Source organism: Pseudofrankia coriaricola (genome assembly GCF_032027725.1).
In the GTDB taxonomy this organism is placed as follows: Bacteria; Actinomycetota; Actinomycetes; order Frankiales; family Frankiaceae; genus Pseudofrankia.
In genome coordinates this window covers 63,998-73,611 of record NZ_JASNFO010000041.1, presented here as the reverse complement: position 1 = coordinate 73,611, position 9,614 = coordinate 63,998, and the positions used below count along the sequence as shown (strand labels likewise).

General features: G+C 75.2%; 9 protein-coding genes. 7 read left to right on the top strand and 2 right to left on the bottom strand.

The window, feature by feature from the left end; all coding sequences use genetic code 11:
- Complete coding sequence (locus tag QOZ89_RS22580) at positions 1 to 516, bottom strand: hypothetical protein (RefSeq protein ID WP_071051596.1); 516 nt, start codon at positions 514 to 516, stop codon at positions 1 to 3.
- A gap of 85 nt (positions 517 to 601) precedes the next feature.
- On the opposite strand from QOZ89_RS22580, the gene QOZ89_RS22575 reads away from it, so the two are divergent.
- Entirely contained in the window at positions 602 to 865 is a 264-nt protein-coding gene (locus QOZ89_RS22575; RefSeq protein ID WP_071051595.1) for a hypothetical protein, read from the top strand.
- 163 nt (positions 866 to 1,028) lie between these two features.
- Here QOZ89_RS22575 and mftR read toward each other — a convergent pair whose 3' ends face one another.
- The gene (gene mftR, locus QOZ89_RS22570; protein WP_071051594.1) at positions 1,029 to 1,619 is read right to left on the bottom strand and encodes a mycofactocin system transcriptional regulator MftR; all 591 of its coding nucleotides are present in this window, start codon (positions 1,617 to 1,619) and stop codon (positions 1,029 to 1,031) included.
- A gap of 309 nt (positions 1,620 to 1,928) precedes the next feature.
- On the opposite strand from mftR, the gene QOZ89_RS22565 reads away from it, so the two are divergent.
- The 6 genes from QOZ89_RS22565 (at position 1,929) to QOZ89_RS22540 (ending at position 9,561) form a co-directional block, all read left to right on the top strand.
- Entirely contained in the window at positions 1,929 to 4,088 is a 2,160-nt protein-coding gene (locus tag QOZ89_RS22565; protein ID WP_312625033.1) for a mycofactocin system FadH/OYE family oxidoreductase 1, read from the top strand.
- Entirely contained in the window at positions 4,085 to 6,244 is a 2,160-nt protein-coding gene (locus tag QOZ89_RS22560) for a mycofactocin system FadH/OYE family oxidoreductase 2 (RefSeq protein ID WP_312625031.1), read from the top strand. The genes QOZ89_RS22565 and QOZ89_RS22560 overlap by 4 nt, the downstream gene beginning before the upstream one ends.
- Positions 6,245 to 6,386: 142 nt before the next feature.
- Entirely contained in the window at positions 6,387 to 6,545 is a 159-nt protein-coding gene (locus QOZ89_RS22555) for a hypothetical protein (RefSeq protein ID WP_157910580.1), read from the top strand.
- Positions 6,546 to 6,588: 43 nt separating this feature from the next.
- Positions 6,589 to 7,836, top strand: a complete 1,248-nt coding sequence (locus QOZ89_RS22550; RefSeq protein ID WP_071051585.1) for a mycofactocin-associated electron transfer flavoprotein alpha subunit — start codon at positions 6,589 to 6,591, stop codon at positions 7,834 to 7,836.
- Positions 7,829 to 9,196: an FAD-dependent oxidoreductase gene (locus QOZ89_RS22545; RefSeq protein ID WP_071051584.1), complete on the top strand. Its 1,368-nt coding sequence runs from the start codon at positions 7,829 to 7,831 to the stop codon at positions 9,194 to 9,196. Before QOZ89_RS22550 ends, QOZ89_RS22545 begins: the two co-directional genes overlap by 8 nt.
- On the top strand, positions 9,193 to 9,561 hold the full coding sequence (locus QOZ89_RS22540) for a ferredoxin family protein (protein ID WP_241842066.1): 369 nt from the start codon (positions 9,193 to 9,195) through the stop codon (positions 9,559 to 9,561). The genes QOZ89_RS22545 and QOZ89_RS22540 overlap by 4 nt, the downstream gene beginning before the upstream one ends.
- Positions 9,562 to 9,614 lie beyond the last annotated feature (53 nt).

The window sequence follows — 9,614 nt, the reverse complement described above, 5'->3', positions numbered from 1 at the left end:
TCAGCTGCCCGCGGACGTGCGGCGGCGCGAGTGGCCGTTGTGCGTGTGGGCGCCGGCCATGGCCGCGGGGCCGGCATGCCCGTTCTCGCTGTGCTCGTCGTGGCCGTGCCCGCCGCCACGGTGCAGAAGCTCCCAGGGCGCGGTGCCGGCGGCCGGTGCCTCCGGCCTGGTGTGCTGGGCCACCCAGGTGCCCGCCGCGACCGCGGCCGCGACCGGCCATTCGACCACCTCGAACGCGGCCAGCGCGCCGAGCCCCAGGTAGTAGGCCGTCTTGCGCGGCGAGGGCAGCTCGAAGCGGCCGATCCGCCAGCCCTCGGCGCCGGCCCGGTCCGCCTCCTCCCGCATCGCGGCGGGCTCGATCACGGGGGCGCGGCGGCGGCGGGGCCGCTCGACGTTGACCCGCAGGAACGGCAGCCGGAACGAGGCGGCGACCGCCTCCTGCTCACGCGAGACCGCGTCCATGACGCCGCGGCGGTACCAGTCCTCGGCCACCGGCGTCTGCTCCGCCATGCCCATGCTGTTCGCCTCCGAGGCGGCTTGACGGCCACGCCGGACGGTCGCCCGGCCGGTCGACGACGCGGGCCGCTTTGCCGCGCCGGCCGTGCTGGTGCTGGCGGCGGCCGCGCGCGACGAGGTCCCCCGGGCCGCCGGGCGAGCCGCCGCCGAACGCGTTGCCGCCGAACGCGCGCCGGTCGAACGGGTGGCGGTCGGACGCGCGGCCGTCGAACGCGTCGCGGGCGACGCGGCGGTCCGCGTGGTCCTGGCCGGGTTGCTCCCGTCAGGGCTGGCGGTCGTCGTTCGCGCCTTCGACGGCATGGTTGTTCCCCTTTCCGCCCAGGCAGCGGCGACAGTCGACTACGCTTAGTAACTGCGTTGAAGCCAAGTGTCTACCACGCGTGACGGTCGGCCGCGCGGCGGCGGCCGTTCCTGGCGGGTCCTCGCGGAGGCGTCCGTCTCGCCCGGGGGCTGGAGGCTGCCTGACGGCCTCCGTGGGCGCGAGGCTTCGCCATTTTCGCGCCCCCTTTGGCCTACAGCGAGCGCTCGAGACCGTCCACCAGCAGCCCGAGCGCCCGGTCGAGGATAGGGATCAGATCGGCGCGGGCACGGACGAGCCACTCCTCATAGCCGGCGATCGCAACGCCGAGGAAGGCCCAGGCCACGGCCTGCGGCTCGAGCGCGCCCTCGCCGCGCCCGGTACGTTCGGCGACGAACTCGGCGACGACCGCCCGCCACCGGGCGTAGCGCAACATGGAGTGCGCCTGCAGGGCAGGGGTGCGCAGGATGAGCGCCATCCGCCGCCGGTGCCAGTCCGCCTCGGCGGCCGGGTAGGTGTTGAAGTCCAGGATCGCCCGGCGCAGCGCCGGGAGCACGGGCACGTCGGGCGGCGTGGCCGCGAGGCCCGCGCGCATCGTCTCCAGGTGGGCGTCGAACTCTCCCCAGGCGACGTCGTTCTTCGACGCGTAGTACCGGAAGAATGTGCGCCGCCCGATGCCGGCCGCGGCCGCGATGTCGTCGACCGTGGTCGCGTCGAACCCGCGCTCCTCGAAGATCATCAGAGCGTGCCGTTCGAGCTCGGCCGCGCTCGTCACCGGCCGGCGCCCGGCCCGTCCGCCGCTCACCCTGGACCCATCCCCCCGGCTGGCGTCATCCCCAGGAGCCACGTCATCCCCGCGAACCGTGCCGTCCCCGCCGGCCTTGCCACCCCCGCGAGCGTCGGCCGTTGTCGCGCTGTGTGGCCGCTCGCGCGGAGCCGGGGTCGCGGAACGCATCGACCGATCCCTTTCCTTTGGCATCGGGTGCCAATATGCTTCCTGTCACCCGTCAAGTTGTGACATCGGGTGTCACAACCGGGCGGGCCGCGGTCACCTCCCGTCCCGGGAGGCGACCAACCATTGCGATGTGGACGGACATCACGGTATGGCCACAGCATGAACCCGATCGACGGTGACACCGACGGGGTGCCCGTGGCACCACTTTCGGTGGCGCCTCCGGCGCGGGCGGTGGCACGGTCCGCGAGCCTGGCGCTCACGGAGCCGTTCACGCTGCGCGAGCACACCGCGCCGTCGCGCGTCCTGTTCGGCCCGCACGAGACGAACCTGGCCCGCCGCCGGGACATCTCCGACCGCCACGTCGCCTACTACGCCCGCCGCGCGGCGGGCGGCGCCGGCGTCGTCGTCACCGAGACGGCGTCCGTAACCGCCGACGACTGGCCCTACGAGCGCGCCCCGCTCGCCGCCGACTGCGGCCCCGGCTGGGCAGCGCTCGCCGCGGCGGTCCGCCCGCACGGCACCCTGGTGCTCGCCGGGCTGGGGCACGCGGGCGGGCAGGGCTCGAGCGCGTACTCGCAGTCGGTGCTGTGGGCGCCTTCGCCGGTCGCCGACGCGGCCAGCAGGGAGCTCCCGGCCGAGCTGGAGCAGGACGGGATCGACGCGGTCGTCGCTGGTTTCGCCGCCGCCGCCGAACTCGCCGCGACCGCGGGCCTGGCCGGGGTCGAGATCGACGCCGGCCCGCTCGCGCTGCTGCGCCAGTTCCATTCCGGGCTGACGAACCACCGCGGCGACGGCTACGGCTCCGACCGGCTGCGCCTCACCCGCGAGGTCCTCACCGCGGTGCGCGCGGCACTCGGCCCGGACGGGATCCTCTCACTGCGGCTGTGCTGCGACGAGCTGGCGCCGTGGGCCGGGGTCACCCCCGAGCAGGCCGCCGAGCAGGTGGACGCGCTCGCGGGACTCGGGCTGCTCGACCTGCTGGTCGTGACGCGCGGCGGGCCCTACTCGACGACCGCCTACCGGCCGACGTCGCATACCGAGCCGACGTTCAACCGCGACCTGTGCGCGGCGATGCGGACGGCGGCGGCGGGGCGGGTGCCGTTCGTGCTGCAGGGCAGCGTCGTCGACGTCGCCGCCGCCGAGGCGGCGCTCGCGGACGGCGTCGCGGATCTGGTCGAGATGACCCGGGCGCAGATCGCCGACCCGGAGCTGGTCGCCAAGGCCCGCGCCGGGCACGCGGAGCGGGTGCGGCCCTGCCTGCTGTGCAACCAGGCCTGCCGGGTCCGCGACAACCGCAACCCGATCGTCAGCTGCGTCGGCGAGCCGCGAAGCGGCCACGAGACCGAGGACCCTCCGGTCGAAGTCGGCGGGACAATGGGCGAAGCCTCCCGCCGACGGAGACCGTCTAATGACATTGCCGAGGGCACCGACCCGCGGCCGCGCGAGGTTCTCGTCGTCGGCGGCGGGCCGGCCGGGCTGGAGGCCGCCCGGGTGCTGGCGTCGCGCGGCCACAGCGTCACGTTGGCCGAAGCGGGTGAGCGGCTCGGCGGCGCGCTGCGCACCGCCGCCGTCGGCCCGGGCCGGGAACGGCTCGCGCTGCTGACCGACTGGCTCGCCGCCGAGTGCGCCCGCCTCGGGGTGCGGTTCCTGTTCGAGAAGACGGTCACCGCCGCCGACCTGGACGCCGCCGAGACGGCCGGCCAGGCGGTCATCCTCGCCACCGGCTCGGTGTCGGCGGGCCGGGTCTACCCAGCGCCGCCCGGAGCGGCCACGGTCCCGGTCTTCTCGGCGCTGGCGCTGCTCGACGGCGGCGTGGGCGTCCTGCCCGAGGGACCGGTGGTCGTCCACGACCCGGTCGGCGGCCCGGTGGCCGTCGGGATCGCGGAGTGGCTGGCCGGCGCCGGCCGCGAGGTCGCGCTGGTCGCCCCCGACCAGGTCGCCGGCACGCTGCTGTCGCTCACGGGCGACCTCGCCCCGGCCAACACCCGCCTCGCCCAGGCGGGCGTCCGCCGCGAGCTGCGCGCGCTGGTCCGCGAGGCCGCCGATGGCCGGGTGGTGCTGGAGGACATCTGGACTGGCGCCCGCCGCGCCATCCCCTGCGCCGTCCTCGTCGACTGCGGCCACCGCCTCCCGATGGAGGCGCTCTACCTGCGGCGGCCCGGCACGCCGCGGGCCGGCGACTGCGTCGCCCCGCGCGGCGTGCTGGAGGCCGTCCTCGAGGGCCGCCGCCGCGCCCTGGAGGTCGCCACCACCACGACCGGCAGGCCCCGGCGCGCGCTGGTCGGCGCCGGGGGCACGACGGAAGGGGCGGCGCGATGAGCGCGACGGGGCGGTACCAGTACCTGTTCAGCCCGCTGCGGATCGGGCCGCTGACGGTGCGCAACCGGGTCGTGTTCTCGGCGCACCTGACGAACTACGCCGCCGACGGGATGCCGACCGAGCAGCACGCCGCCTACTACGCCGCCCGCGCGGCCGGCGGCGCCGGGCTCATCATCACCGAGGAGCACTCGACCCACCCGACCGACTGGCCCTACGAGAAGCTGATCCACGGCTTCAACCCGGCCGTCATCCCCGGCTACCGGCGGATCACCGAGGCGGTGCACGCCCACGGCACGCCGATCCTTGCGCAGATCAACCACAACGGCGGCCAGGCGTCGAGCATGTTCTCCCGCCAGCCGGTGTGGGCGCCGAGCCCGGTGCCGGACCCGCTGTTCCGCGAGGTGCCCAAGGCGCTGGAGCCGCACGAGATCCGCGAGGTCGTCGCCGGCTACGGGCTGGTCGCCGAGCACTGCATGGCCGGCGGGTTCGACGGCATCGAGCTGCAGTGCTCGCACTCGTCGATCGTGCGCGGTTTCCTCTCCCCCGCCACCAACAAGCGGACCGACGCCTACGGCGGGTCGCTCGCGAACCGGGCCCGGCTGCTGCTGGAGATCGTCGACGCGGTCCGCGCCGCGATCGGCCCGGGCAGGGTGCTCGGGGTGCGGATCTGCGGCGACGAGCTGATCGAGGGCGGGACGACGATCGAGGACGCCGTCGCCATCGCCCAGATGGTCGAGGCGCAGGGCAAGGTCGACTACATCAACACCTCGATCGGCGTCGCCACCGCCACGCTCTACATGATCGAGGCGAGCATGCAGGTGCCGCCGGGCTACGCGATGTTCATCCCGAGCGCGATCCGCGCCGCCGTGTCGCTGCCGGTCGTCGGTGTCGGCCGGTTCAAGGACCCGCTGCAGGCCGACCGGGCCCTCGCCGCCGGCCAGGCCGACCTCATCGGCGTCGTGCGCGGCCAGATCGCCGACGCCGACTTCGTCGCCAAGGCCCGCGCCGGGCACGCCACCGAGATCCGCACCTGCCTGTCGTGCAACCAGGAGTGCGTCGGGCGGATGGGTCTGAACCGCTGGCTCGGCTGCATCGAGAACCCGCGCACCGGCCGCGAGGCGGTGCCGCTGCCGGCGCCGCGGCGGCGCGGCCGGCGGGTGTTCGTCGTCGGCGGCGGGCCGGGCGGGCTGCAGGCCGCCGTCACCGCCGCCGGGCGCGGCCACCACGTCACCCTGTTCGAGCGGTCCGACCGGCTGGGTGGCCAGGTGCTGCTCGCGGCGAGCGTGCCGAGCCGCGCCGAGTTCCTCGACATCACCCGCAACCTCGTCGCCCACGCGCAGCGCGTCGGCGTCGACGTGAAGCTGTCGACCGAGGTGGACGCGGACCTACTACTCGCCGAGAAGCCGGACGCGGTGATCCTCGCGACCGGCGCGGCGCCGAACGCGCCGTGGTGGGCCGGCGGGCACCCGCGGGTCGTCGACGTCCGTGACGTGCTGGAGGGCCGCGCGGTCCCGGCCGGCACGGTGGTCGTCGTCGACGAGCTGGGCTTCCACCAGGCGACGTCGGTCGCGGAGCTCCTCGCCGACCGGGGCTGCCGGGTCGAGGTCATCTCCAACGGCATGGTCGTCGGCCAGGACCTGGGCGTCACCCTCGACATGGAGCAGTGGAACGTGAAGGCGGCGGCGCGCGGCGTCACCCAGGCCACGGACCTCGTGCCCATGGGCGCGGCGCCGGCGCCGGACGGCGAGGGTGTGGTGCTCAACCTGCAGCACCACCCCACCGGGACCGACCAGACGAGGACCGTCGACTGGGTCGTCTGCGCGGTGCACCAGCGGGCCGAGGACTCGCTCTACAAGGCGCTGCGCGCGATCCAAAGCGACTGGCAGGCTGGCCGAAGGCCAGTCGCGGAGGGCTCCGAAGGCGACACAGCCCAAAGCGGCTGGCAGGCTGGCCGAAGGCCAGTCGCGGAGGGCTCCGAAGGCGACACAGCCCAAAGCGGCTGGCAGGCTGGCCGAAGGCCAGTCGCGGAGGGCTCCGAAGGCGACACAGCGGGTGGCCTGCCGTTCACGCTGGACCGCGTCGGCGACTGCCTGTCCCCCCGCCGCGCTCACGCCGCCGTCGTCGAGGGCCAGCGCGCGGCGGTGGCGCTCGCATGAGGCGGCTGCTGAAGCGCCAGCCCAGAGGGCTCTGGACGCCCTCCATACGTGGTTACGGGCCGACGCGGACAACGGCGGCCCGGCTGGCGCGCCGTCACCAGGTGGGCACCCGCCAGAACGGCGCACGGGTAGGGGGTGCGGCGTGATCTACGAGATCGAGTGGACCATGGGCGAAGAAGTCGTGCCGGGGTTCCTCGCCCTGTTCACCGCCGAGATCGAAGCGGGCAGTCTTGAGGAGGCACACGGCATCCTCGACGACATCGTGATGGAGAGTGATCGTCTGTGGCGGGAGTTCTGCTGATCGTCGCGGGCATGCCCGCGCCGTCCGCCCGGGACCTCGCGCGATGACCGAGACCGTGCTTTCCCAGACGGCACCCGTCGCGCCGGACGCACTGGCGACGACGCCGGCGCCCCTGCCGGGGCTGACGGTCACCGGGACGGTGGCGGTCGTCGTCGCGCGCGGCGGGCAGGTGCCGCCGGGCGGCGCCGAGGCGGTGGCGGAGGCCGGCGGGCAGGTGCTGGTTGTCGGCTCCGGGGCGGCCGAGGCGGCCGTGACGCTGCACCGGGCCACCGGCGGCGGCCCGGCGGCCAAGGTCTGGTGGGCCGACACCGGGCCGGGCCTGCGGGCGGGAGCCCTCGCGTGCTCGCTCGCCCCGCTGCTCGCCGCCGCGGACCTCGTCGTGCTGCCCGCGTCCGCGGACGGCCGCGACCTCGCGCCGCGGCTGGCCGCCGCGCTCGACGTCCCACTGCTCGCCGGCGCCGTCCAGGCCGGGCTGGCGGGCGACGGTCAGGTGCGGGCGGAGCTCGCCCGCGTCGACGGCCGGCTGCTCGTCACGGCGACGTGCGCGGCGCCCGCCGTCGCGACGCTGCTGCCAGGTGCGCGGTCGGTGTACGACGGTCCAGCGGAACCGGTGGAGGCGGGGGCGCCAGCGGCGGCGGAACCGACGGCGCGGGCGGCGACGAGCCCGGGCCAGATTCCCCAGCAGGCGTCCGCGGGCGCCCTGGTGCCGGTCGAGGTGGCGCTGCCCGCCGCGCCCGGCGGCATCGTCGACGTCGAGGTGGTCGAAGTGCTGGAGCCGGACCCGGCGACGATGGACCTCGGCGAGGCGCGCCGGGTGCTCGGCGGCGGCGCCGGTCTCGTCGCCCGCGACGGCGGCCTCGCGGGTGTCGGGCCGGCCGCCGCGTTCGAGCTGCTCGCCGGCGTGGCCGCGGCGCTCGGCGCGTCCGCCGGCGCCACCCGGGTCGTCACCGACGCCGGCTGGATGGGCTACGACCGCCAGATCGGCACCACCGGTGTCACCCTCGACCCCGAGCTCTACATCGCGTTCGGTGTGTCCGGCGCGAGCCAGCACACCGGGGGCCTGGGCGCGCCACGCCACGTGGTGTCCGTCAACACCGACCCGAGCTGCCCGATGACGGCGATGGCGGACCTCGGCCTGGTCACCGACGCGGGCGACCTGCTCGTCGAGCTCGCCCGCCGTCTCGGCGTCCCCGGTCCTACCGGATCCGCCGGCCCCGCCGGTCCCCCGGCCAGCCCGGCCAGCCTGGCCGCCGACGTTCCCAACCCGCGTGCGGAGATCACCCATGGCTGACGAGCAGGCCCCATACGCTGGCCCGGGTACCTCCCCCGGCACGGCCGTTGGGGACCGGCCGGCGGACGTCGACGTCATCGTCGTCGGCGCCGGGCCCGCGGGCGCCGCGGCCGCGCTGGCCGCCGCCCGCGCCGGCGCGTCCGTCGTCCTGCTGGAGCGCGGCCCGTTCCCCGGCTCGAAGAACGTCTACGGCGGTGTCATCTACGGCCGGATCCTCGACGCGGTGCTGCCGAACTGGTGGGAGGAGGTGCCGGTCGAGCGCTGGGTCGTCCGCCGCTCGACCATGGTGCTCACCGAGACGCAGGCGCTCACCGTCGACTTCCGCACCCAGACCTGGGCCGGCCCGCCGTACAACGGCATGACGGCGTACCGCGCCGACTTCGACAGCTGGCTCGCCGGCAAGGCGACCGCCGCCGGCGCGCGGCTGGTCACCTCGACGGTCGCGACCGGGCTGCTGCGCGACGCGGCCGGCCGGGTCGTCGGTGTGCGCACCGATCGGACCGACGGCGAGCTGCGTGCCAGGGTCGTGATCGCCGCCGACGGCGTCAACTCGTTCCTGGCCAAGGAGTCCGGCCTGCTGCCGAAGGCCGACCCGAAGCACCACACCCTGGGCGTCAAGGAGGTGCTGTCGCTGCCGCGCGAGGTGATCGACGAGCGCTTCGGGCTGCGCGGCCAGGAGGGCCTCGACATCGAGATGCTCGGCAACACCCGCGGCATCCCGGGCGGCGGATTCCTCTACACGAACAGCGACACGGTCAGCATCGGCGCGGTGCTCGCCCTGCCGGGCCTGGCGGCGGCGAAGGTCCGGCCGGAGGAGATCATCGCCGACCTGAAGGCGCACCCCGCGATCGCGCCCTACCTGCGCGGGGCGACGGTGAAGGAGTACGCCGCGCACCTCATCCCCGAGGGCGGCTACGACCACATGCCGGCACTCGCCACGGACGGCCTGCTGATCGCGGGCGACGCCGCCGGGATGACGCTCGCCGCCGGCATCTGGCTGGAGGGCGTCAACTTCGCGATCGGCTCCGGCCTGGTCGCCGGCCGGGTCGCCGCCGAGGCGGCCGCCGCCGGCGACGCGTCGAAGAAGCGGCTGGCCCGCTACCGGGACGAGCTGGAGAAGCAGTTCGTGCTCGCCGACCACAAGCGGCTGCGCGGCGCACCCGAGATCATCCTGTCGGAGCGGATCCAGCGCCGCTACCCGGGGCTCGTCGCCGACCTGGTCGAGAGCCTGTTCACGGTGACGAACCCGGAACCGAAGCCGGGGGCGCTGGCGCTGCTGCGCCGGGCCGCCAAGCGCAACGGCGTCAGCCTGCGCGAGCTCGCCCGCGACGGACTAAGGATCGGGAAGGTATTCCGGTGAGCCGGTTCGGTTTCAGGAAGCCGGTGGGTGCCGCCACCGCGCCCGCCGCCACCGAGGCCGCGGAAGGCGGCGGCGGGCGGCTCGGCGACATCGCGTTCGAGGACCGGATGGCGACGGTCGACTTCCGGGTCGGCGAGCGGGCGCACATCGTCGTCGACTCGGACGTCTGCCGCTCCTGTACCACCCGCGCCTGCGTCACCGCCTGCCCGGCGAACCTGTTCGCGCCGACGGCGGACGGCGGGATCCTGTTCAACTACGAGCAGTGCTTCGAGTGCGGCACCTGTTACATGGTCTGCAACGGCGAGGGCGCGCTCACCTGGACCTACCCCGACGGCGGCCAGGGCGTCGTCTTCCGCCAGGGCTGAGGGCCAAAGGGCGCGCGATAATGATCTTCCTTCGCGCGCCCGGCGGCCCTTGT

Excerpts from the sequence above, each read along its gene's own strand:
- QOZ89_RS22550 (WP_071051585.1), top strand. The coding sequence starts at position 6,589 with ATGACCGAGACCGTGCTTTCCCAGACGGCACCCGTCGCGCCGGACGCA.
- QOZ89_RS22580 (WP_071051596.1), bottom strand. The coding sequence starts at position 516 with ATGGGCATGGCGGAGCAGACGCCGGTGGCCGAGGACTGGTACCGCCGC.
- QOZ89_RS22560 (WP_312625031.1), top strand. The coding sequence starts at position 4,085 with ATGAGCGCGACGGGGCGGTACCAGTACCTGTTCAGCCCGCTGCGGATC.
- QOZ89_RS22565 (WP_312625033.1), top strand. The coding sequence starts at position 1,929 with ATGAACCCGATCGACGGTGACACCGACGGGGTGCCCGTGGCACCACTT.
- QOZ89_RS22545 (WP_071051584.1), top strand. The coding sequence starts at position 7,829 with ATGGCTGACGAGCAGGCCCCATACGCTGGCCCGGGTACCTCCCCCGGC.